This window comes from Pseudomonas hygromyciniae (assembly GCF_016925675.1).
Taxonomy (GTDB): domain Bacteria; phylum Pseudomonadota; class Gammaproteobacteria; order Pseudomonadales; family Pseudomonadaceae; genus Aquipseudomonas; species Aquipseudomonas hygromyciniae.
In genome coordinates this window covers 1,648,431-1,671,269 of record NZ_CP070506.1, presented here as the reverse complement: position 1 = coordinate 1,671,269, position 22,839 = coordinate 1,648,431, and the positions used below count along the sequence as shown (strand labels likewise).

Sequence of the window (22,839 nt, the reverse complement as noted above, 5' to 3'; positions counted from 1 at the left end):
GCTCTCCTGCAAAGGAGGCGGGGCTTTTTAGTGGCCGATAATCAGGGCTTGGAAGCCAGCGCCTGCTCCACGGCCTCGATCAGGTCCGGGCTGTCCGGCTTGGTCAGGCTGGAGAAGCTGGCGATCACCTTGCCCTGGCGGTCCACCACGTATTTGTAGAAATTCCACTTCGGCGCGTTGCTCTGCTCGGCCAGGACCTTGAACAGGTGTGCCGCATCGGGGCCCCTGACCTTCTGTGGCTCGGTCATGGTGAAGGTCACGCCATAGTTCACATAGCAAACCTTGGCGGTCTCTTCGCCCGTCTTGGCTTCCTGCTTGAAGTCATCGGAAGGCACGCCAATCACTTCCAGGCCGTCGCCCTTGTAGCGCTGATACAACGCCTCCAGGCCTTTGAACTGCGGGGCGAACCCACAGAAACTGGCGGTATTGACGATCACCAGGGGCTTGCCGGCAAAACGCTGGCACAGGTCGATGGACTCCTTGGCGCGTAACTTCGGCAACTGGCCTTCAAGCAACGACGGACAATCGGCGGCCATGGCGACACCGCCAAAAGCCATCATCAGGGCGGGTACTGCGAGCCAGCGCATCAACATGTCGAGATTCCTTGGACAGAGTCAGACAAGCAACCTAACAGATCGCCATGCCCAGTTGCATCAACGCCAGCCCGCTGCGCTGCCAACCCCACCAGGCCAGCAGCAACAGCGTCAGCAGCCCGGCTGCGCCAAACCAGTATCCGAGCGAGTTCATGCCACCCCCATCTGCGCCTGCAACCTTGCCACCGGTCGCTCACGCACCGGCCAGTTAAGGGCGGCCGCGACCAGGCTCAAGACAATAGCCACCTGCCAGATCAAATCGTAGTTGCCCGTTCGATCATAGACCACGCCACCCAGCCAACCGCCAAGGAACGAACCCAACTGATGGAACAGGAACACGATCCCACCCAGCATCGACAGGTTTCTGACCCCGAACAAGGTCGCCACCGTACCGTTGGTCAGCGGCACGGTCGACAGCCACAAAAAGCCCATGGCCATGCCGAACAGGTAGGCGCTCATCTGTGTCACCGGCGCCCACAGGAACAGCACAATCACCACCGCCCGCAGCAGGTACAACGCCGTGAGCAAGCGCGGCTTGGATATCCGCCCACCGAGCCAGCCTGCCGTGTAGGTGCCGAAGATATTGAACAGGCCGATCAGCGCCAGCACCGTAGTGCCGACGGTCGCCGGCAGATGCTGGTCCACCAGGTACGCCGGCAAGTGCACGCCGATAAACACCACCTGGAAACCGCAGACAAAAAAGCCAAAGGCCAGCAACCAGAACCCGGAATGGGAACAGGCTTCCTGCAAGGCCTCGCGCAGGGTTTGCTGACCGGCCATGACCGGTAGCGGGCGATCCTTGATCATCGTCACCAGTGGCACAATCAGCGCCACCAGCAGGCCCAGCACCAGCAAGGCCGCGGACCAGCCCAGCCAGCCGATCAGGCCCAGGGTGCCCGGCAACATGGCGAACTGGCCGAAAGAACCGGCAGCACTGGCAATGCCCATGGCCATGCTGCGTTTTTCCGGGGTCACGGCACGCCCTACCACGCCGAGGATCACCGAGAACGAGGTGCCGGACAGGCCGATGCCAATCAGCAAGCCGGCACTCAAGGACAGCGACCACGCCGAATCAGACAAACCCATGAACACCAGGCCCAAGGCATACAGCACGCCACCGATCATCACGACTTTGGCCGCGCCAAAGCGGTCGGCCAGGGCCCCGGTAAACGGCTGCGCCAGGCCCCAGATCAGGTTTTGCAAAGCGATGGCAAAGGCAAAGGTTTCACGGCCCCAGCCGAATTCGGCACTCATGGGCGCCAGGAACAGGCCAAAGCCATGCCGCACGCCCAGGGAAAGCGCCAGGATCAGCGCACTCCCGACAAGAATCCAGCCACTGGTACGCCACATCGAGGTCATTATTATTCTCCGCTCACGGGTATATACCCGCTTGTATTCGAACAAACCCGCGTTTAAGCGAGTTCGTCCAGCAAGGCCAACAGGGTTTCGCGTTTTTGCACGCCCAATTTATCGATCAATTTCTGCTGCGCCGCTTCCCAGGCCGGCAACGCGGCCGCCAGGCGCTGCTGGCCTTCCTCGGTGAGCATTACCAGGCGATTGCGCAGGTCATCGCCCTCGACCAACCGAACCAGGCCTTCACCTTCCAGCACCCGTAGGTTACGCCCCAGGGTGCTGCGGTCCAGGCCCATGGCATCGGCCAGGCTGGAAATACTCGGCTGGTCCAGGCGCTGCAGATTACACAGCAAGGAATACTGGGCGACGTTGATCCCGAAGCCATCGAGGGCGCCGTCGTAGTGCCTGCTGACGCCACGGGCGGCACGACGCAGGTTGGTGCATAAACATTGGGAGGCAAGCATGGAGCGTGTATATACCCGGGATTAAGGAAATGCAAGAAAGTGTTACAGAGCCAGGCCGATCAACACTGCTACTTCGAGCAGCTCCAGCAAAGCGCCGGCCGTGTCTCCGGTCGTGCCGCCCAGTCGATTGATCATCACCTGGCGCAGTCCTATAAAGCAGATAGCGGCCAGCAGCACCGCGACTCCACCACTGAAGCCGCCGATCAACACACAGGCCAGGCCGCTGAGGATCAGCACCTGCTGCCCGACAATCCGTGGCAAATGATCAGCCAGCGCCTGGCCCAGGCCCCCGGCGCGCACATAGCGAGTGGTGAGAAACAGCGCCAGCAGCGCGCTGCGGCCGATCAATGGGGCGAGGATCAACGCAGCGCTATTGTGTTGCTCGATCAACGCCACCAGTGCGGTGAATTTGAGCAGCAGCACCAAGCCCAGGGTGACCACGGCAATCGGGCCGCTGCGCGGGTCCTTCATGATGGTCAGGGTGCGTTCGCGGTCGCCAAAGCCACCCAGCCACGCATCGGCACTGTCCGCCAGGCCATCCAAGTGCAAGCCGCCACTGAGCAGCACCCACGCCGTCAGCAGCAGGGCCGCGTGCAGCAGCAGCGGCGCGCCCAGCAACAGCGTGTTCAAGCCCCACAGCAGTAGCCCGAACAGCAGCCCCACCAACGGATAAAACAGCAGCGAACGCCCCAGTTCCTGGGGTTGCGGCATGCCCGGCAGGCGGATTGGCAGGCTGCTGAGAAACTGCAAGGCAATCCAAAAGGACAACATTCAGGCGCCCTCGCTCAAGACGCCATCGGCCTCGACCCGCAGGCTGAACAAGCCGCCGTGCCCCACCTCGACATTCAACAATTGTTCACGGGGCAAGCCACGGGCTTGGGCCAGCAATAAACGCATGACACCACCATGGCTGATCAGCAGCACCCGTTGCCCGGCATACAGCTGATGCAGGCGTAGGACAGCGCCGCGTACACGCCAGGAAAACCCTTCGACAGGCTCGCCATCCGGCGGCGTAAAGCTATACGGGTCTGCCCAGAACAGCCCCAGTGCCTCAGCGTCGGTTTCCATCAACTTCGCCGCGCTCTGCCCTTCCCAGGCGCCGAAATGCAGCTCCTGCAGATCCGGCTCCAAGCTCACCGGCAAATCCAGGCGTGCGCCCAACTCTTCGGCAAACCGCGCGCAACGTTGCAGCGGCGAACTGACCAGGCGATCCCACGGCCCGCGCGCCAGCACCGCCTCGCGCATCTGCGTCCAGCCTTTGGCAGTCAGCGCATCATCCAGACTGCCGCGCAAGCCGCCGCCCAGTTCGGTTTCACCATGGCGCAACAGGTCCAGATGCAAGGTCATGCCGGGCGATCCGCCACAGCCGCTTCAGCGAATGTCGCCATCTGCCCGTGCAACGCACAGGCCAGGCGCAGCAGTGGCACCGCCAGCGCCGCACCACTGCCCTCGCCCAGGCGCAGGCCCAGCTCCAGCAGCGGCTGGGCTTGCAGGCTTTGCAGCACGTGGCGATGGCCCGGCTCGGCGCCCCGGTGGCCGAACAACAGCCATGGCCGGCAGGACGGGTTCAGGCGCGTGGCGACCAGCGCCGCGACGGTGCAGATAAACCCGTCGACCAGCACCACCACACCCGCCTGGGCGCAAGCCAGATAGGCCCCCACCAACCCGGCGATCTCCAGGCCACCGAGATTGAACAAGGTCTGCAACGGGTCGCCCCGCTGCCCGGCATGCAGTGCCAGGGCGCGCTCGATCACCGCTACTTTGTGGCTCACACCCTGGGCATTCAGGCCGGTACCGGGTCCGGTCAGGTCGCTGACCTGGCAATCGAGCAACGCACAGGCCAGCGCACTGGCGGCAGTGGTGTTGCCGATGCCCATCTCGCCACCAATAAACAGCTGCGCACCGGCGTTGATCGCCCGCTGCACGCTGTCACGCCCCGCCGCCAGGGCCAGTTGGCCCTGAGCCTCGGTCATGGCCGCGCCCAGCACGAAATTGGCCGTGCCCGGGGCGATATTCAGGTGGCGCACGCCCGGCAGGTCCAGGGACGGCGTGACAGTGCCCAGGTCCACCACTTCCAGCCGCGCATCCAGTTGGCGGGCCAATACGCTGATCGCCGCGCCACCACTGACAAAGTTATGCAGCATCTGCCCGGTGACTTCCTGGGGATAGGCCGACACACCTTCGGCGACCACACCGTGATCACCGGCAAAGATGGTGATCCACACGTGCTCGACCGTCGGTTTGACCCGGCCCTGCAAACCGGCCAATTGCACCGCCAGCGCTTCCAGTTGCCCCAGGGACCCGGCGGGTTTGGTCAGTTGTTGCTGGCGGGCCAGGGCTTGTTCATAGGCCGTGGCGTCCAGCGCCTTGCAGGGGTCCAGCCACCAGGATTGGCTCATAACGCAGTACCTTTCAAAGTCAGGGGCAGGCCCGCAACGGTCAGCACGACACGCTGACAACGCTCGGCCAGGGCTTGATGCAGCCAACCGGCTTCATCCACATAGCGGCGAGTCAATTCGCCCAGCGGCACGACACCCAGACCGGTCTCGTTGCTGACAAAAATGATTTCCCCCGGCAGCGACGCCAGGCAGTCCAGCAGTTGTTCGCGCTCCACACCCAAGCGCTGCGGATCGTCCAGCATCAACAGGTTGGTGAGCCACAGGGTCAGGCAATCAACCAGCAGGCACTGGCCGGGGGCGGCGTGTTCGCGCAGGACCCGCGCCAGTTCCAGCGGCTCTTCGATCAGGCCCCAATGGCTTGGGCGACGTTGGCGATGCAGGGCCACGCGCGCGTTCATTTCACCGTCCTGGGGTTGGCTGGTGGCGATATACGTGACAGACATGGCGCTGTCGCTGGCGAGTTTTTCAGCCAGGCGACTCTTGCCGGAACGGGCGCCGCCGAGGATCAGTTGCAACATGGTCAAACCCTCAAATGCCACATAACTGGCGCAGCAACCGGGTGTCCAGATGCTGCTCCACCAGGTCCGCCAGGCGCTCGATATCGCGCTCGCGCAAGCCGTGATAATCCACCTCCTGCACTTCCTGCAACCCGGCCCAACGCAGCAAGGCGCTGCATGCGGCGGGAGTCTCGAACAGACCGTGCAGATAGGTGCCGAGGATCTGCCCGTCATCGCTACAAGCACCGTCGCTGCGACCGTCATCCAAACGCACGGCTGGCTGCTCCAGGGCAGTACCTCGGGTCACGCCCGCATGGATCTCATAACCGCTGACTGGCGCATCTTCCAGCACCAGCCGGCCACGCACATTGCGCAATTGTTTCTCGGCTTCCAAGGTGGTGCTGAACGCCAGCAGGCCCAGGCCATCACTGGAGCCCGCAGTGCCTTCCAGGCCAAGCGGATCGTGGACTTGCTCGCCCAGCATCTGCAGGCCACCGCAGATACCCAGGACCTTGCCGCCATAGCGCAAGTGCCGGGCGATCGCACGGTCCCAGCCATTGGCGCGCAGGTAGGCCAAGTCGCTGCGCACGCTTTTCGAGCCGGGCAGGATGATCAGGTCAGCGGCAGGGATCGCCTGCCCCGGCCCGACAAACTGCAAATCCACCTGGGGATGCAGGCGCAGCGGGTCGAAGTCCGTGTGATTGCTGATGCGCGGCAATACCGGCACCACCACTTTGAGCACCTGCGCCGCCTTGTCGATCTGGCGCTGATCGATGCCATCCTCGGCTTCCAGGTGCAGGTCCATCACATAGGGCAGCACACCGACCACCGGTTTTCCGGTGCGCGCCTCAAGCCAGTCGAGGCCCGGTTGCAGCAGCGCGATATCGCCGCGAAAGCGGTTGATGATAAAACCCTTGACCCGCGCCTGCTCCGACGGCGATAGCAACTCCAACGTGCCAACCAGGTGGGCGAACACCCCGCCGCGATTGATATCGGCGATCAGCAGTACCGGGCAATCCACCGCTTCAGCGAACCCCATGTTGGCAATGTCATTGGCCCGCAGATTGATCTCGGCCGGAGAGCCCGCGCCTTCGACCATCACCACGGGGTAGGCCGCACTCAAACGCCCATGGGAGGCCAGCACCGCTTGCATGGCGATGGCCTTGTAGTCGTGATAGGCCACGGCATTCATGCTGGTTACCGCATGGCCATGGATGATGACCTGGGAGCCGGTGTCGCTGTTGGGCTTGAGCAGTACCGGGTTCATATCGGTGTGCGGCGCGAGGTTGGCGGCCTGGGCTTGCACGGCCTGGGCACGGCCGATCTCGCCACCTTCTGCCGTGACCGCACTGTTGAGCGCCATGTTCTGCGGTTTGAAGGGCACCACCGGCACGCCCTGGCGCACGACCCAGCGACACAGCGCGGTCACCAACGTGCTTTTGCCCGCGTCGGAGGTGGTGCCTTGCACCATCAAGGTGGTCATGAGGCGTGTTTCCAGGCAGTCAGGGCTTGTTCAAGGCGCAGCCAATCGGCGTCGGTCCCGGGCAGGCCAAAACGCAGACTGCTGTCGTGGACAAACAGGCGCAGCAGGATGCCGCGCTGGGCCATGAACTCATGCAACTGCTCGGCGCGATCGGCGATCAGCCACTGGAACAGCGCGCAGCCACCTTGTGGGCGCAGGCCATACTGATCCAGCAGGCTGAACAGGCGCTGGCTCGCTTCTTCGCAACGCTGGCGCTGATGGGCGTGGCCGGCGCTGTCGCGCAGGCAGACCTGCCCCAACTCCCGGGTCGGCCCGCTGACCGCCCACGGCCCGACCTGCTCGGCCAGCAGCTTGAGCAGCTTGCGTTCGGCCAGGACGAAGCCCAGGCGCACCCCGGCCAGGCCGAAAAACTTGCCGAACGAGCGCAACACAATCAACCCCACTTGGTTGGCCTGGCTCGCCAGGCTCAAGTGCGGGGTGTTGTCCATAAAGGCTTCATCCACTACCAGCCAGCCCCCGCGCTGGGCCAGCCGCGCATGCCAATCCAGCAGGCGCTGGGGGGTAAGGCTCAGGCCGGTTGGGTTATTGGGATTGACCACCACCAGCACGTCGAGGCTGTCGAGGAAGAAGTCGACTTCCTGCTCCAGCACCTCGCGCACGATATAGCCGGCGCGGCGCCAGGCCTCGGCATGCTCGGCATAGCACGGCGACAGCACGCCGACCTTGCCCGCTCGGCGCAGGCGCGGCAGCAACTGGATCGCCGCCTGGGAGCCCGGCACCGGTAACACCTGGGCCGCGCCGTAATAGTCGCAGGCGGCCTGCTCCAGACCATCATCGTTCTCTGGCAAACGTGCCCAGGCCCGTAATGGGATGGGCGGGATTGGCCAGGGCCAGGGCGCGAGGCCACTGGACAGGTCCAACCAATCTTCCTGGGCGATGCCGTACTGCATCGCGGCTTTGCGCAGCCGGCCACCATGTTCAAGCATAGAATTGCGCCCCCGCGCACAGGATCAACACCCACAACCACACGCCGCGCTGCACCAGTTGCCAGCCACGCTCGATGGAATCGGCATCGGCCGGTGGTCCTTCGCCGAGGACCGGACGCTGGTGCAGCTCACCGTGATAAATCGCCGCACCGCCCAACTCGACGCCCAGGGCGCCAGCACCGGCGGCCATCACCGGGCCGGCATTCGGGCTGTCCCAGGTCGGGCCCTGTCGGCGCCAGCATTTGAGCGCCAGGCGCGTTTTGCCGAGCACGGCGTAGGTCAACGCCACCAGGCGCGCGGGAATGTAATTAAGCAGATCGTCAATTTTCGCCGCCGCCCAGCCGAAGCGTTCAAAGCGTTCGTTGCGATAGCCCCACATGGCATCCAGGGTATTGCTCAGGCGGTACAGCACCACGCCCGGCACCCCGGCCACGACAAACCAGAACAGCGCGGCGAACACCGCGTCGCTGCCGTTTTCCAGCACCGACTCGGTGGCGGCGCGCGCCACTTCAGTGCTGTCCAATTCGCTGGTCTGGCGGCTGACCAGGTAACTGACGCGCGTGCGTGCCTCGTCCAGATCCCCACTGCGCAGGGCCTGGGCCACCGGCAACACGTGCTCACCCAGGCTGCGCATGCCCAGGGCCAGGTACAACGCGAGGATCTCGATCACCCAGCCAACGTAAGGCGCCCAGGACAAGGCCGTGGCCAGCAAGGTCAGCGGTATCACGGTGATAAACCATGCGCTCACGCCATGGCTGCGCCAGCCGCGACCTGCGGAGTTGAAACGCTGCTCGATGCGCTCGGCAAAATTGCCGAACGCCACCAGCGGATGCCAGCGCCTGGGCTCGCCCAGCAGCGCATCCAGCGCCACTGCAGCGACACTCAGCAAGGCCACACTCATTGATTCACTCCCCAATAGTTCTCATACAGCATGTCACTCAGCGGACGCGGTTCGGTCCAGCCTTCGAGTTGCAACATCGGTGCCGGGTAGAACGCCGTCACCGGGCCCAGGCACAGTACGGCCAGCGGCTTGGCGCCGGGCGGCAGGCCCAGCAGGTCGGCCAGGTCCTGGGGTTCGAACAACGACACCCAGCCCATGCCCAGGCCTTCGGCGCGGGAGGCCAGCCACAGATTCTGGATCGCGCAGGACAGCGAGGCCAGGTCCATTTCCGGCAACGTGCGCCGCCCGAAAATATGCCGCTCACGATCATCCATCAACGCCGCCACCAACACCTCGGCGCAGTCGTTGATGCCTTCGACCTTGAGCTTCATAAAGTCGTCCGAACGCTCGCCAAGGGCAGCCGCGGTGCGTAGGCGTTCTGCTTCCACCAACTGCTGGATCTGCCCACGCAGGTTGCGGTCGCTGATACGGATAAAGCGCCACGGCTGCATCAGGCCGACGCTGGGGGCCTGGTGAGCGGCTTGCAGCAGGCGATGCAAGAGCTCGGGGGCGACAGTGCCGCCACTGAAGTGGCGCATATCACGGCGTTCGGCGATGGCGCGGTAGATGGCCTGGCGTTCGGCTGCGGGGAAGGCGTTGTCGGTCATGACCCTATCGCGGGCAAGCCCGCTCCTACATTTGCAATGCAATCCCCTGTGGGCGCTGGCTTGCCGGCGATAGCGGCGTCCCGCTCAGGCGCAAAAAGCGCGGCCACCGCAACCGGGTTCGACGGGAAATAAAAGTGCACATAGGAGGCCGTCATCCGCCCCTGGCGATACACCGCCTCGGCGCCGCGCCCACCATTGGGGCTCAGGCCTCGGGCAATCGGCTGCCATTGCGTGCTGGTCAGGGAGTGATGATAGGTATGGCCGCGCAGCACGCCTTCCGGCAATTCCACCGTTTGCAGGGCCAGGGCCGCCAGGCGTTTCTGCATGACCGCATCGCCTTGCAACAGCCCCAGCAGTTCGGCGCGAGTGCCCTCGACATCGGTCAATGAGTCGAGCAAATAGAGCATGCCGCCACATTCGGCCAACAACGGCTTACCTGCGCCGTGGTGGGCGCGGATCGCCTGCAGCATCGCGGTGTTTTGCGACAACGCCTGATGATGCAGCTCCGGGTAGCCACCGGGCAGATAGAGGCTGTCGGCGTCGGGCAACACGCGGTCATGGATCGGCGAGAAGAAATGCAATTGGGCGCCCATCGCCCGCAGCAAGTCGAGGCTCGCACCATAGGTGAAGGCAAAGGCTTCATCCCGGGCCACGGCAATCCGCACGCCGGCCAGCAGTGGCTCGGCCGAGATCACCTCGGGCGCGGCGAACTCCACCGGCGGTGGCAGCGCTACCTCGCAACTGCCGGCCAGGGCTTCGGCGGCCGCATCCAGGCGCAGGTCCAGGTCATTCAACTCGCTGGCCTGCACCAGGCCCAGGTGGCGGCTCGGCAGTTCGATCCCGGTTTCCCGGGACAGCGCGCCGTACCAGCGCAGGCCTTCGGTCAGGCTGCCTTCGAGCAATTGCGCGTGGCGCACGGTCCCGACGCGGTTGGCCAAGACCCCGGCGAACGGCAGGTCCGCCTGGTAACGCGCCAGCCCCAGCGCCAGGGCGCCAAAGGTCTGGGCCATGGCGGTGCCGTCGATCACCGCCAGTACCGGCACGCCAAAGTGGCGCGCCAGGTCGGCGCTGGAGGGGGGTGCCGTCGAAAAGGCCCATCACGCCCTCGATCAGGATCAGGTCCGCCTCCCCCGCTGCTTCCCACAGCAAACGGCGACTTTCCTGCTCGCCCACCATCCACATGTCCAATTGATAGACCGGCGCGCCGCTGGCGCGCTCATGGATCATCGGGTCAAGAAAGTCCGGGCCGCATTTGAACACCCGGACCTTGCGCCCTAGGTTGCGGTGCAAACGGGCCAGGGCGGCGGTGACGGTAGTCTTGCCCTGGCCTGACGCCGGCGCGGCGATCAGCACGGCAGGGCAATGGCGCGGCTGGTTCAAAGTTCGATGCCTTTCTGTGCCTTGATACCGGCCTGGAACGCGTGCTTGAGCATGCCCATTTCGGTGACGGTGTCGGCCATTTCAATCAGCTCTGGCTTGGCGCCGCGACCGGTGACCAGCACGTGCTGCATCGGTGGCCGGGCTTGCAGGTCGCTCAACACCTGGTCCAGGTCGAGATAACCGTGCTTGAGCGCAATGTTCAGCTCATCCAGCACCACCAGGCCGATGGACGGATCCTGCAACATTTCCCGGGAGACTTTCCAGGCCGCTTCGGCGGCGGCGATATCGCGCTGGCGGTCCTGGGTTTCCCAGGTAAAGCCCTCGCCCATCACGTGGAACCGTACCTGTTCGGGGAAGCGGCGGAAGAACAACTCTTCACCGGTACTGTTGCGCCCCTTGATGAACTGCACCACGCCACATTGCATACCGTGGCCCATGGCGCGGGCGAGCATGCCGAAGGCCGAGCTGCTTTTGCCTTTGCCATTGCCGGTCAATACCAGCAGCAAACCGCATTCATTCGGTGAATTGGCAATGCGCTCGTCAATCACCGCTTTTTTGCGCAGCATGCGCGCCAGGTGGCGTTCGTCACGATCAGGGGAATCAGTCATGGCAGCTCTCCGTTGGGGCTGGACAAAAACGGCGGGCAGGAAAAGACAATCTCTATGAAGCCAAGCATCGCCCACCGTGATGCTGTTGGATGAATCAGGCCGGTCTCCGGGCTCATGAGTGGCGCCCTGTTGACCAGGGCGGGCCGACGATGCGCCTTCCCATATCGCACGCGATACAGTGGCAAAAGCAGCGTCTTGACTCATTTACCGTTGCGGGGGCAGCGCCGGGATCGTGGCCGCACTGTAGAAAAGTGCGCGCACTCACCGGCTTCCCTGTTTCACTCGGTCGACGCGTACGTCACAGAGCACCTGAAACAAGCGGCGAAGGTTAGTGGGTTGGGGGTACAGCGTCAATTAAAGCCGGCCACGCACTTGAACCATCGCCACGCACCGTACCTCTATGACTACAGGCATTGAGGAGAAAAACATGCACAAGACCCGACTCGCCGTACTGATCATGGCCGCAGGCGCACTCGCCGCCTGCGGGGAAAGCTCAACCTTGCAGGTCTCCGACGGCACCGGGCCCTCGCCCAAGTTGCCGGAACCGAACAAAACCCTGATCCCCACCGTCAACATCGCCCCCGCCATTGGCTGGCCCGATGGCGCCAAGCCCCAGGCCGCCGCCGGTACCCAGGTCGGCGCCTTCGCCGAAGGCCTGGACCACCCGCGCTGGCTGTATGTATTGCCCAATGGCGACGTGCTGGTGGCCGAGACCAACGCGCCGCCCAAGCCGGATGACTCCAAGGGCATTCGCGGCTGGGTCATGGAAAAGGTCATGGGCCGCGCCGGCGCAGGTGTGCCCAGCCCGAACCGCATCACCCTGTTGCGCGATGCCGACCATGATGGCGTGGCGGAAACCCGTACGGTCTTCCTGGAGAACCTCAACTCGCCGTTTGGCATGACCCTGGTGGGCAACGATCTGTATGTGGCCGATTCGGACAAGCTGCTGCGCTTCCCCTATCAACCGGGGGAAACCGCGATCAAGGCGCCAGGCACCAAGGTCATCGACCTGCCGGGCGGCCCGCTGAACCACCACTGGACGAAAAACGTGGTGGCCAGCAAGGATGGCAGCAAGTTGTATGTGAGCGTGGGCTCTAACAGCAACGTCGGCGAAAACGGCTTGGAAGCCGAACAGGGCCGCGCTGCGATCTGGGAAGTCGATCGGGCCAGCGGCAAACAGCGGATTTTTGCCTCCGGGCTGCGCAATCCCAATGGCATGGCCTGGGAGCCGCAAAGCGGCAAGCTGTGGACGGCGGTCAACGAGCGCGATGAAATCGGCAGCGATCTGGTGCCGGACTACATCACCTCGGTCAAGGATGGCGGCTTCTATGGCTGGCCGTTCAGTTACTACGGCCAACATGTGGATGTACGGGTCACGCCGCAGGACCCGGACCTGGTAGCCAAGGCCATTGCGCCAGACTACGCCGTCGGGCCACACACTGCGTCCCTAGGACTGACCTTCGCTGAAGGTAATACGCTGCCGGCACAATTTAGCCATGGCGCGTTTATCGGCCAGCATGGTTCGTGGAATCGCAAGCCGCACAGTGGCTACAAGGTGATCTTTGTGCCATTTGAGGGGGGCAAGCCGAAGGGGCAACCGGTGGATGTGCTGACCGGCTTTCTCAACAGTGATGAGAAAGCCATGGGCCGGCCGGTGGGTGTGGTGATCGATCAGCAGGGCGGGTTGTTGGTGGCGGATGATGTGGGGGAATAAGGTGTGGCGGGTGTCGGCTGCTAAATAGCAGGACTCGACAACACCACAAAACCAATGTGGGAGCGGGCTTGCTCGCGAAAGCGGTGGATCAGTCAGTACATCTGTTACTGATTCACCGCTTTCGCGAGCAAGCCCGCTCCCACATTTTTGATCGGTGCAGGTCTTAAGGGTTACGCGCCAGATGCTCGGCCGGCAACACGCGCTTGGCGCTCAGGTAGGCATTCTGCCAATAGGCCTTGGACAGGGTATCAAGCTTCACCGTACCGCCGGTTTGTGGCGCATGGACGAAGCGCCCTTCACCCACATAGATCCCGGCATGGCTAACCTGGGAGCCACCGCCCGTGGCGAAAAACAGCAGGTCGCCGGTTTGCAGCGCATCTTCACGCACGTCCTGGGCACGCATCACGATCAACTCGCGGGTGGTGCGCGGCAGCGAGATGCCAGCGGCATCGCGGTAGACAAAACCAATCAGGCCGCTGCAATCAAACCCCGAGTCCGGCGTGTTGCCGCCCCAGCGGTAAGGCGTGCCGACCAGGCCCAAGGCGCGAAACAGCACATCTTCGGCAACCGGCGAAAAGTTCTGGGTGGTGTAGTTGAATACCGGCTTGGGCTTGACGGCCACAGGCGCAGGTGAAGGACGGCTGGCGCAGGCACTGAGCAGCGCGGCGCAAACAAGAAGAATTAGGCGGGCCGAGGTCGACATGGGCAGAACAATCCTGATCTGGATGCGGCTTTCGCTGCCGAACGCTGAAAACTAGACCGCGCAAGCAAGCTCGCGCGGTCTGGTTCGCAACAATATCTCAGGATTCTAGCGCTTACGCGTCAAACTTCAAGTATCACTTTAAGTTTACTTGCGGGCGGTAACGCTAGTGGGGGCCATCGCCAGTGCGCGCTTGGCTTCGATGAAGGTCTTGCTCCAGTAGCTGTCGCCCAACTTATCAACCCGTACCCCACCGCTACGGCGGCTGCTGGAGTGGATGAACTGGTCATCGCCCAAGTAAATACCGGCGTGGCTGACACGCCCACGGCCATTGGTACTGAAGAAAAGCAGATCACCGGGCTTGAGGTTGTTTCGTGCGACCAACGGTGCATCCACGTTGATCATTTCGCGGGTGGAGCGCGGCAGGTTCATGCCGGCTTCTTCACGAAACAGATAGCCGATAAAGCCACTGCAGTCGAAGCCGGCTTCAGAGGTACCACCGAAACGGTAGCGGGTACCGATCAGGGACATGCCACGTTCGAGGATGCTGTCGGCCAGCAGCGGCAACTGATAAGGCTTGCTGTCGGCGAACTGGGCCAGTTCTTTTTCGGTCGCTACCTCTTCTTCATAAACAGAAGAAGACTGTGCTGCGACGAATTTGGCTTGATGCTGTTGTTGCGGCTTTTGCTGCTCAACCACCTGCTGGGGGTGGGTGGCGCAACCAAACAACAGGGTTACGAGTGCGAGAGGCACGAGGGGTGCGAAGCGATTTAGCATGGGCACGACCGTGGCTGATATGTAAAGAAGCCGAGACTATGCCTTCTATGACATCGATTTGCAAATTCAATCGTGATCTATGTGACTTCTTGTTTGACCTATGTCATCTAAGCCCTTAAACCCCATTTAGACCCTTTTGCGTGGCCAGAGCGGCCCAAACGCAGGTTTTCTGGCGCCTGGAATTTGCCAAGAGCCACGGTTTCAAAGGGCTGGCTACCAGCCGAGGGTTTCTTTGAGGAAGGGGATGGTGAGCTTGCGCTGGGCTTGCAAGGAGGCCTGGTCGAGCTGTTCGAGCAGGTCGAACAATGCGCTCATGCTGCGGGTGCCACGGGTGAGGATGAAATGCCCGACTTCATCGGTCAGGTGCAGACCACGGCGCGAGGCACGCAGCTGCAAGGCGCGCAATTTGTCTTCATCGGACAATGGGCGCATCTGGAAGATCAGCGCCAGGGTCAGTCGTGACTTGAGGTCAGCCAGCTTGACCGGCAATTCCCGAGGCGAGGTAGACGCAGCAATCAGCAGGCGCCGGCCACTGTCGCGCAGGCGGTTGAACAAATGGAACAGTGCTTCTTCCCAATCCGCCCTGCCAGCGACCGCTTGCAGATCATCCAGGCAAACCAATTCGTATTGCTCGAGGTTGTCGAGGATGCCGATGCCACGGTCCAGCAGTTCAGCCAACGGCAGGTACACCGCCGGCTCACCCATCTGCTCAAAGCGCAGGCAGGCTGCCTGCAACAGGTGGGTACGCCCCACGCCGTCCTTGCCCCAGAGGTAGATCAGGCTTTCCGTCCACCCGGCGTCGGCTTCGCAGAGCCGCTCGACATAGCCGAGTGCAGCGGCATTGGCGCCTGGGTAGTAATTGATGAAGGTAGCGTCGTCACGCAGACGCACACCTAGGGGCAGCTGAATCGGTTTCATGCTGACTGAACGGCTCCAATCGAACCGTTAGTGGCCTCTGTGAAAAGTTTGCAAAGTTTATACCCGTGACGCCGGGCGCACAATGCAACAGACCACAAGCAAAATCAAAGGTTTGCGTTAACTCATTGGATTTTTTGGAGATTGTTTGACGCGATGGCTAAATGCCAAGCCCTAGAGGCAACAAACCCGGCCTTGAGCCGGGTTTGTGATCAGCCTTACAACTGAGGATCATCGGCGCCCGTATAGACGTCCGAATCCTTGTACACATCATGCACATGGCGCACCAGCACCATGATCACCGCCGCCACCGGCAGCGCCAGCAGGATGCCGGTAAAGCCGAACAACTCGCCGCCCGCCAGGATCGCAAAGATCACGGCCACCGGATGCAGGCCGATACGATCGCCCACCAGCAACGGCGTCAACACCATGCCTTCCAGCGCCTGGCCGACCATGAACACCGCGACAATCCCCAGCATCGGGTACAAGTCGCCGCCAAACTGGAACAGACCAGCCACCAGCGCCGCGCCAATCCCGATGACAAAACCCATGTACGGCACAATCGCCGCCAGGCCAGCAATGATGCCGATCAGCAGGCCCAGCTCCAGGCCAATCGCCATTAGCCCGCCAGCGTAGATGATCCCCAACGCCACCATCACCAACAACTGCCCGCGAACGAAAGCACCCAGCACCTCATGGCACTCCCCCGCCAGAGACACAATGCGCTCCTCACGATCACGAGGCAGCAGGCTGCGGATCTTGGCGATCATGATGTCCCAGTCACGCAGCAAGTAGAACGCCACCACCGGGATCAACACCAGGTTGGTCAGCCAGCCGATCAATGCCAGGCTGGAGGCCGTGGCCTGACTGAGGATGACCCCGACGATATCGGTGGTCTGCCCCATATGCTCGCTGATCGCGGCCTTGACCTTGTCGAATTTCCAGAAGCCATCGGCCAGGCCCAGCTTGGACTGCGCCCAGGGCATGGCCGTGTGTTGCAGCCAGTCGAGCATCTGCGGTGCCAGTTCATACAGGCGGATCATCTGCTTGGCCAGCATCGGCACCAACACCAGCAGCAGCGCCATGACGATCAGGGTAAACAGCGCAAATACCGCCACCACCCCCCAGGTTCGCGACAAGCCGGCCTTTTCCAGGCGATCCACCACCGGATCGAACAGATAGGCCAACAGCAAGGCGACCAGGAACGGCGTCAGGATCGAATGCAGCAAGAACACAAAGACGCACAGCAGAACAATCCCGCCAAGCCACACCCAACGACGCGTATCCGCCATAAACCACTCCATCTGTCAGTTGCTTCTATATAAGGAAGAACATTTACCAACGAAAACGCAGTTGCGGCTCAGGCTCGAGCGGTGGCACTGGCGCAGGTGAAGCCCCTTCGGCCACCGGCGGCTGCACAGGCTGCGGCGCAAGCGCCTCACCGGCGGGCACTTCCTGCAGCTTGGCCAGGCTCAACTGGCTGCGCAGTTGTTCGCTGCTGCCGTTGACCCGATAGACGATCCGATCACCCTCCACCCGCTGCAACTGCGCGCCAAAAGGTTCCAGCAGATGACCGAGGGCGGCGTAGCGCTCCAGGGTCATGCCTTGTACTTGCAGCAACTGCTCGCTGGACACCCCGGCTTTTACCGCAAAACGGGGAGCAAGGCGCTCACTGACCGCCAGCAACACGGCATCAGCCAAGGCAGCCGTGTCGGCGCCCTGTACGCTGCCCTGCTCGGCTTTGTCACCCAGCCACAGGCGCCATTTGGCTTGCCATTGGCCCGCCTCTTCACGGGCGTGCACCGCCAGCAGGGCATCGGCGCCATAACGTTCGGAGGCAGAACGCAGGGGCGCGGGATCTGCACTTTCAAGATTAGGCGCGGTGGCAACGATCTGCTCATCGAGGTCGCCCAGTGGCAGGCGCAACGGCAAGCCGCGATGCTGGGCGGCACGGCGCAGGGGCTCGGCCGCCGACTGGCCATCACCCACCAGGCTGCTGCCTTCAGTGGAATCGCTCAGCCACCAGCCAAGGATCGACGGCCTATTGTTGCCCCACAACGCCAGACCGGCGTCGCGCAGGGCGCGGTCGGTGCTGACCGGGTCGAAATCCACTTGCAGGCTTTCGGGTGGGCCCGCGTCGTAACCGTACTGGCTGATGATCTGTTGCGGATCCTTGCGGATCGCTGCCAGGCCAGGGCCCTCGGCGGCCTTGGCGTCGCCGGTCAGGCGGATCACCAGGGTCTGCAGGGCACGCTGGGTGGCTTGTTCGCGCTCTTGCGGCGCCTGGCTGCTGACAGGCTCCAGTACTTGATAGAGGCCATTGAGGGTTTCGGCATGACTCGCCAGGCTGACCAACGACAAACAGCCGACAAAAAAGTATCTACTCAGACCCATGAAAAAAGATTCCCGAACGACAAAAAAGCGGCTGGAACAGGCCGCGTGAAGAAGGTTAAGCAAGGCTGTGACCACAGCAACCGGCAAAACATTCACAAGGCCCCGGTAAGTTTTCGTACTGTCATAACGATAGCGGGTTAAAGGCTATACCTTAATACAGGCGATCGCGGCGCCGATTAAGGTTTTTTTAGCACCATATGCCTCTGCCCGTCGGCCCGAGGATGGCCGCTGCCCCTCAAGCCTGATAAAATCGCGCGCCTTCGCAGACCGTCAACGGCTGGGCCGCCCTGAAGTGTTCAACTTCCGTACCCCCACCGCATCGGTCGTTACCCCTGAATCCCCCCCTAAAGGCCTGGATCATGAGCAAGCAACCCTCCCTGAGCTACAAGGACGCCGGTGTAGACATCGACGCCGGTGAAGCATTGGTCGAACGCATCAAGAGCGTCGCCAAGCGCACTGCGCGCCCCGAAGTCATGGGCGGCCTGGGCGGTTTCGGCGCCCTCTGCGAGATCCCGGCCGGCTACAAGCAGCCTGTGTTGGTCTCCGGCACCGACGGCGTGGGCACCAAGCTGCGCCTGGCGCTGAACCTGAACAAGCACGACACCATCGGCATCGACCTGGTCGCCATGTGCGTGAACGACCTGGTGGTGTGCGGCGCCGAGCCGCTGTTCTTCCTTGATTACTATGCCACCGGCAAGCTGAACGTGGAGACCGCTGCACAAGTGGTCACCGGTATCGGCGCTGGTTGCGAATTGTCGGGTTGCTCCCTGGTCGGCGGCGAAACCGCTGAAATGCCGGGCATGTACGAAGGCGAAGACTACGACCTGGCTGGTTTCTGCGTCGGCGTCGTGGAAAAAGCCGAGATCATCGACGGTTCCAAAGTCGCTGCCGGTGACGCCCTGCTGGCCCTGCCATCGTCCGGCCCACACTCCAACGGCTACTCGCTGATCCGCAAGATCATCGAAGTGTCCGGCGCCGACATCGAAAACACCCAGCTCGACGGCAAGCCGTTGACCGACCTGCTGATGGCCCCGACCCGCATCTACGTCAAGCCATTGCTCAAGCTGATCAAGGACACTGGCGCAGTCAAGGCCATGGCCCACATCACCGGTGGCGGCCTGCTGGACAACATCCCGCGCGTGCTGCCAAAAGGCGCCCAGGCCATCGTCGACGTAGCCAGCTGGCAGCGCCCGGCGGTCTTCGACTGGCTGCAAGAGAAAGGCAACGTCGACGAGACCGAGATGCACCGCGTGCTGAACTGCGGCGTGGGCATGGTCATCTGCGTAGCTCAAGAGCACGTGGAAACCGCGCTGAACGTACTGCGTGAAGCCGGCGAGCAGCCATGGGTGATCGGCCAGATCGCCACCGCTGCCGAAGGTGCGGCCCAGGTTGAACTGAAGAACCTCAAGGCTCACTGATGCCAGCAACCTGTGATGTCGTGGTGCTGCTCTCCGGCACCGGCAGTAACTTGCAGGCCCTGATCGATAGCACGCGCACCGGCGATAGCCCGGTGCGCATCGCTGCGGTGATTTCCAACCGCAGCGACGCCTACGGCCTGCAACGCGCCCAGGATGCAGGTATCGATACCCGCTCCCTGGATCACAAGGCGTTCGACGGTCGTGAGGCCTTCGATGCAGCCTTGATCGAACTGATCGACACCTTCAATCCCAAGCTTGTGGTCCTCGCCGGTTTCATGCGCATTCTCAGCGCTGGCTTCGTGCGCCATTACCAGGGGCGCCTGCTGAACATTCACCCTTCCCTGCTGCCCAAATACAAAGGGTTACACACCCACCAGCGCGCCCTGGAGGCCGGAGATACAGAGCATGGCTGCAGCGTGCACTTTGTCACCGAGGAACTCGATGGCGGGCCTCTGGTCGTACAGGCAGTAGTTCCGGTAGAGTCTGCGGACTCAGCGCAGAGCCTTGCGCAACGGGTTCACACCCAGGAACACAGGATTTACCCGCTGGCGGTTCGCTGGTTTGCCGAAGGACGTTTGGTGCTCGGTGAACAAGGTGCATTGTTGGACGGCCAGTTACTTGCGGCCAGCGGCCACTTGATTCGTACCTAGGAGATTTTATGCGTCGTGCCCTGCTCTTCGCTTTTGCTCTGCTTGCCCTGCCTACCGTGCACGCGGCAGATCTTCAGCCTTTCTCCGCCAGCTACACCGCCGACTGGAAGCAGTTGCCCATGAGCGGCCAGGCCTCCCGTAGCCTGGAAAGCACCGGCAACGGCGTCTGGAAGCTCAGCTTCAAGGCTTCGATGATGATCGCCAGCCTGACCGAAGAAAGCACCCTGACCCTGGACAAGGACACCCTGCTGCCCCAGTCCTACCACTTTGAACGGGGTGGCCTGGGCAAAGCCAAGAAGGCCGACCTGGACTTCGACTGGACCGCCAAGATGGTCACCGGCACCGATCGCGGCGACGCGGTCAAGATCCCGCTGAACCGCGGCATGGTCGATAAATCCACTTACCAGTTGGCCCTGCAGCATGACGTAGCGGCCGGCAAGAAAACCATGAGCTACCAGGTGGTGGATGACGGCGAAGTCGAGACCTATGACTTCCGCGTACTGGCTACCGAGAAAGTCGACACCAAGGCCGGCAAGATCGACGCCATCAAGGTTGAGCGCGTGCGCGACCCGACGCAAAGCAAGCGCACCACCGTGATGTGGTTTGCCAAGGACTGGGACTACCTGCTGGTTCGCCTGCAACAGGTCGAAACCGACGGCAAGGAATACAACATCATGCTGTTGGACGGTACGGTCAATGGCAAGGTTGTGAAAGGCAGCTGATCATTGGTTGTTTAAAAGAGCCTCGCGAAATGCGGGGCTTTTTTTCGCCTGGAATTTGTCGCGGGGCGACTGGCGTCATCGCAGGCAAGCCAGCTCCCATGGGTGACCGCTTGCGATGGCGGCGGGATACCCAACACAAGGCCAAAGCCTGATTCGAACATGAAACTTTTGTCATAAACCCCTTGCCCCTGCGACGCAACGTCGCGGTTTACGGGGCCTGGAGCATTGTTGCGGCTGCTGCAATGAATTGTTGCGCGCAAAGTCAGTTTACTTAGCAAGCTAACAAAACATATAACAAAGGCCTGCGACGCCTTGCCGCAGATCAACCAGAGACTGGAGCAAGCAGATGACAGTAAAAGTAACCGAACGCGACGATGCCCATATGTCCCACGAGGCCCTGGCCCACGGGATTCATATCTGGGATGTGCATCAACAAGACCTGCTGGTCGGTATGTTTCACAACGAGTGCGACGCCCATAATTATAAAAACGAGCTCGAAACCCTCGAAATGAAACGCCAGGCATCCAGCTCCTGACTCACTGGAGTGCCATGGGCCGCTCTGTGGCTATGGCCACGGATGCGGAAGTGATTGTGGCGAGCGGGCTTGCCCCGCGCTGGACTGCGAAGCAGGCCCAATAAGGCCGGCCGCGATCTTTAAGATACAGCGGTGGGCTTAGGTTTTGGGGCCGCTTCGCAGCCCAGCGCGGGGCAAGCCCGCTCGCCACAACAAGCCCGCCTGTCACAATAGCCCCGCTTACAACCGCAAGGCTGTTACCACATCAGATCATCAGGGATCTGGTAAGCGGCGTACGGATCATCCTCATCCGGTACCTGGGTCTCGGTGAGGATGTTGAGCTGGACGATACGCTCAGGGGCGCGCTCCTGGATTTTCAGCGCAGCCTCCCGTGGAATCACCTCGTAACCGCCGCCATGGTGGACAATCGCCAACGAGCCGTTGCTCAGCTTGTTGCGCATCAAGGTGTTGACCGACAGGCGCTTGACCTTCTTGTCGTCAACAAAGTTGTAGTAGTCCTCGGTGGTCAACTTGGGCAGGCGCGAGGTCTCGATCAATTGCTTGACCTGCGCGGCACGGGCCTTGGCCTCGACCTTTTCCTGCTGCTGACGGTTGAGCTCCTGGTCGCGCTTGACCTTCTCGGCCTGCGCTTCCAGGGCCAGGCGCTGCTGGGTGTCATCTGCCTGGGCCTGGCCTTTGTGAACCAGGCGCTGCTGCTTCTGCTTGTCTTTGCCGACCTGCTTGGCCTGCTTCTGATTGACCAGGCCTGCTTTGAGCAACTGGTCGCGAAGGGAAATGCTCATGGTGCTTACTCACTTAGGCAACTGCTCAACCGCAGTTGGACACATTCTTTTCCTGGCGTTTGGCTTCACCCCACAGGGCGTCCAACTCTTCGAGGGTGCAATCTTCCATGGGACGGTGGGTGTCGCGCAATGCCTGTTCGATAAATCGGAATCGCCTTTCGAATTTGGCATTGGCACCGCGCAGGGCGGTTTCCGGGTCCACCTTGAGGTGCCGGGCCAGGTTGACCGCCGCAAACAGCAGGTCACCGACTTCATCGGCAATCGCTGCCGGGTCATTGTCGGCCATGGCTTCGAGCACCTCATCGAGCTCTTCACGCACGTTATCCACCACCGGTAACGCCGCTGGCCAGTCAAAGCCTACCTGGCTGGCGCGTTTTTGCAATTTGGCCGCGCGGGACAGGGACGGCAAAGCGCTGGGTACATCATCGAGCAGGGACAGTTGCTGCGGGGCCTGGGACTTTTCTGCGCGCTCCTCGGCCTTGATTTGCTCCCAGCGCTCCTTGACCTGCTCTTCGCTTAACTGAGGAACATCCAGCGGCGCATACAGGTCGCCAGTGGGGAACACATGGGGATGCCGGCGAATCAGTTTGCGGGTGATGCTGTCCACCACCCCGGCGAACTCGAAGCGCCCTTCTTCCCGGGCCAGTTGGCTGTAATACACCACCTGGAACAACAGGTCGCCCAACTCGCCCTGCAGATGATCAAAATCCCCGCGCTCGATGGCGTCGGCGACTTCGTAGGCTTCTTCCAGGGTGTGGGGCACGATGCTGGCGTAGGTTTGCTTGATGTCCCACGGGCAACCATATTGCGGGTCGCGCAGCCGGTTCATCAGGTGCAGCAGGTCTTCAAGTGAATACATCGGTCAATCTCTGTTCGGGGAGCGCTGAGGATCAAATGTGGGAGCGGGCTTGCTCGCGATGG

Annotated in this window: 23 protein-coding genes, 2 pseudogenes and 1 riboswitch; of the genes and pseudogenes, 5 read left to right on the top strand and 20 right to left on the bottom strand. The window is 62.2% G+C overall.

Annotation, left to right across the window (positions count from 1 at the left end; all coding sequences use genetic code 11):
- Positions 1 to 41: 41 nt before the first annotated feature.
- From JTY93_RS07350 to cobO, 13 genes and pseudogenes are all read right to left on the bottom strand, one after another.
- The gene (locus JTY93_RS07350) at positions 42 to 593 is read right to left on the bottom strand and encodes a glutathione peroxidase (protein WP_169993311.1); all 552 of its coding nucleotides are present in this window, start codon (positions 591 to 593) and stop codon (positions 42 to 44) included.
- Between the two features lie 150 nt (positions 594 to 743).
- Positions 744 to 1,943 (bottom strand): MFS transporter, encoded by a 1,200-nt coding sequence (locus JTY93_RS07345; protein WP_205477177.1) that lies wholly within the window; start codon positions 1,941 to 1,943, stop codon positions 744 to 746.
- A 62-nt stretch (positions 1,944 to 2,005) separates the two neighbouring features.
- Complete coding sequence (locus tag JTY93_RS07340; RefSeq protein ID WP_169993313.1) at positions 2,006 to 2,410, bottom strand: MarR family winged helix-turn-helix transcriptional regulator; 405 nt, start codon at positions 2,408 to 2,410, stop codon at positions 2,006 to 2,008.
- A gap of 42 nt (positions 2,411 to 2,452) precedes the next feature.
- On the bottom strand, positions 2,453 to 3,181 hold the full coding sequence (locus JTY93_RS07335; RefSeq protein ID WP_205477163.1) for an adenosylcobinamide-GDP ribazoletransferase: 729 nt from the start codon (positions 3,179 to 3,181) through the stop codon (positions 2,453 to 2,455).
- Positions 3,182 to 3,757 carry an alpha-ribazole phosphatase family protein gene (gene cobC / locus JTY93_RS07330; protein ID WP_205477162.1) on the bottom strand — a complete coding sequence of 192 codons (576 nt, stop codon included), beginning with the start codon at positions 3,755 to 3,757 and terminating at the stop codon, positions 3,182 to 3,184.
- A complete protein-coding gene (gene cobT / locus JTY93_RS07325) occupies positions 3,754 to 4,809 on the bottom strand; it encodes a nicotinate-nucleotide--dimethylbenzimidazole phosphoribosyltransferase (RefSeq protein ID WP_205477161.1) in 1,056 nt (351 codons plus the stop codon). The genes cobC and cobT overlap by 4 nt, the downstream gene beginning before the upstream one ends.
- Complete coding sequence (gene cobU, locus JTY93_RS07320; RefSeq protein WP_205477160.1) at positions 4,806 to 5,327, bottom strand: bifunctional adenosylcobinamide kinase/adenosylcobinamide-phosphate guanylyltransferase; 522 nt, start codon at positions 5,325 to 5,327, stop codon at positions 4,806 to 4,808. The genes cobT and cobU overlap by 4 nt, the downstream gene beginning before the upstream one ends.
- Before the next feature lie 10 nt (positions 5,328 to 5,337).
- Positions 5,338 to 6,789, bottom strand: a complete 1,452-nt coding sequence (locus JTY93_RS07315; protein WP_205477159.1) for a cobyric acid synthase — start codon at positions 6,787 to 6,789, stop codon at positions 5,338 to 5,340.
- Complete coding sequence (cobD, locus tag JTY93_RS07310) at positions 6,786 to 7,775, bottom strand: threonine-phosphate decarboxylase CobD (RefSeq protein WP_205477158.1); 990 nt, start codon at positions 7,773 to 7,775, stop codon at positions 6,786 to 6,788. Before cobD ends, JTY93_RS07315 begins: the two co-directional genes overlap by 4 nt.
- A complete protein-coding gene (gene cbiB / locus JTY93_RS07305; RefSeq protein ID WP_205477157.1) occupies positions 7,768 to 8,676 on the bottom strand; it encodes an adenosylcobinamide-phosphate synthase CbiB in 909 nt (302 codons plus the stop codon). The genes cobD and cbiB overlap by 8 nt, the downstream gene beginning before the upstream one ends.
- On the bottom strand, positions 8,673 to 9,323 hold the full coding sequence (gene bluB, locus JTY93_RS07300; RefSeq protein ID WP_205477156.1) for a 5,6-dimethylbenzimidazole synthase: 651 nt from the start codon (positions 9,321 to 9,323) through the stop codon (positions 8,673 to 8,675). Before bluB ends, cbiB begins: the two co-directional genes overlap by 4 nt.
- A pseudogene (locus JTY93_RS07295) lies at positions 9,320 to 10,703 on the bottom strand (cobyrinic acid a,c-diamide synthase CobB). The gene bluB and the pseudogene JTY93_RS07295 overlap by 4 nt, the downstream one beginning before the upstream one ends.
- Positions 10,700 to 11,311, bottom strand: coding sequence for a cob(I)yrinic acid a,c-diamide adenosyltransferase (gene cobO / locus JTY93_RS07290; RefSeq protein ID WP_092234464.1), 612 nt, complete (start codon positions 11,309 to 11,311; stop codon positions 10,700 to 10,702). Before cobO ends, JTY93_RS07295 begins: the two are co-directional and overlap by 4 nt.
- Before the next feature lie 80 nt (positions 11,312 to 11,391).
- Positions 11,392 to 11,639, bottom strand: a riboswitch (cobalamin riboswitch).
- 99 nt (positions 11,640 to 11,738) lie between these two features.
- Here cobO and JTY93_RS07285 point away from each other — a divergent pair.
- Positions 11,739 to 13,053: pseudogene (locus JTY93_RS07285) on the top strand (PQQ-dependent sugar dehydrogenase).
- Between the two features lie 135 nt (positions 13,054 to 13,188).
- On the opposite strand, the gene JTY93_RS07280 reads toward JTY93_RS07285, so the two are convergent.
- The 5 genes from JTY93_RS07280 to JTY93_RS07260 form a co-directional block, all read right to left on the bottom strand.
- Positions 13,189 to 13,728, bottom strand: coding sequence for a C40 family peptidase (locus JTY93_RS07280; RefSeq protein WP_205477154.1), 540 nt, complete (start codon positions 13,726 to 13,728; stop codon positions 13,189 to 13,191).
- A 144-nt stretch (positions 13,729 to 13,872) separates the two neighbouring features.
- On the bottom strand, positions 13,873 to 14,502 hold the full coding sequence (locus tag JTY93_RS07275) for a C40 family peptidase (protein WP_205477153.1): 630 nt from the start codon (positions 14,500 to 14,502) through the stop codon (positions 13,873 to 13,875).
- A 213-nt stretch (positions 14,503 to 14,715) separates the two neighbouring features.
- Entirely contained in the window at positions 14,716 to 15,420 is a 705-nt protein-coding gene (gene hda, locus JTY93_RS07270) for a DnaA regulatory inactivator Hda (RefSeq protein WP_032857040.1), read from the bottom strand.
- A gap of 215 nt (positions 15,421 to 15,635) precedes the next feature.
- Positions 15,636 to 16,709, bottom strand: coding sequence for an AI-2E family transporter (locus tag JTY93_RS07265; RefSeq protein ID WP_205477152.1), 1,074 nt, complete (start codon positions 16,707 to 16,709; stop codon positions 15,636 to 15,638).
- A 43-nt stretch (positions 16,710 to 16,752) separates the two neighbouring features.
- Positions 16,753 to 17,811, bottom strand: coding sequence for a DUF2066 domain-containing protein (locus JTY93_RS07260; RefSeq protein WP_205477151.1), 1,059 nt, complete (start codon positions 17,809 to 17,811; stop codon positions 16,753 to 16,755).
- A 359-nt stretch (positions 17,812 to 18,170) separates the two neighbouring features.
- Between JTY93_RS07260 and purM the strand changes: the two genes are divergently transcribed.
- The 4 genes from purM (at position 18,171) to JTY93_RS07240 (ending at position 21,136) form a co-directional block, all read left to right on the top strand.
- A complete protein-coding gene (purM, locus tag JTY93_RS07255; protein WP_205477150.1) occupies positions 18,171 to 19,229 on the top strand; it encodes a phosphoribosylformylglycinamidine cyclo-ligase in 1,059 nt (352 codons plus the stop codon).
- The gene (purN, locus tag JTY93_RS07250) at positions 19,229 to 19,879 is read left to right on the top strand and encodes a phosphoribosylglycinamide formyltransferase (RefSeq protein WP_205477149.1); all 651 of its coding nucleotides are present in this window, start codon (positions 19,229 to 19,231) and stop codon (positions 19,877 to 19,879) included. The genes purM and purN overlap by 1 nt, the downstream gene beginning before the upstream one ends.
- 8 nt (positions 19,880 to 19,887) lie before the next feature.
- Positions 19,888 to 20,601, top strand: a complete 714-nt coding sequence (locus JTY93_RS07245; RefSeq protein WP_169993346.1) for a DUF3108 domain-containing protein — start codon at positions 19,888 to 19,890, stop codon at positions 20,599 to 20,601.
- Between the two features lie 346 nt (positions 20,602 to 20,947).
- On the top strand, positions 20,948 to 21,136 hold the full coding sequence (locus JTY93_RS07240) for a hypothetical protein (protein WP_029292397.1): 189 nt from the start codon (positions 20,948 to 20,950) through the stop codon (positions 21,134 to 21,136).
- Between the two features lie 236 nt (positions 21,137 to 21,372).
- Here the strand turns inward: JTY93_RS07240 and JTY93_RS07235 are convergent, their stop codons facing one another.
- Positions 21,373 to 21,918, bottom strand: coding sequence for a DUF2058 domain-containing protein (locus JTY93_RS07235; RefSeq protein ID WP_038446852.1), 546 nt, complete (start codon positions 21,916 to 21,918; stop codon positions 21,373 to 21,375).
- Between the two features lie 25 nt (positions 21,919 to 21,943).
- Positions 21,944 to 22,777, bottom strand: a complete 834-nt coding sequence (gene mazG / locus JTY93_RS07230; RefSeq protein ID WP_133714205.1) for a nucleoside triphosphate pyrophosphohydrolase — start codon at positions 22,775 to 22,777, stop codon at positions 21,944 to 21,946.
- Between the last annotated feature and the right edge of the window lie 62 nt (positions 22,778 to 22,839).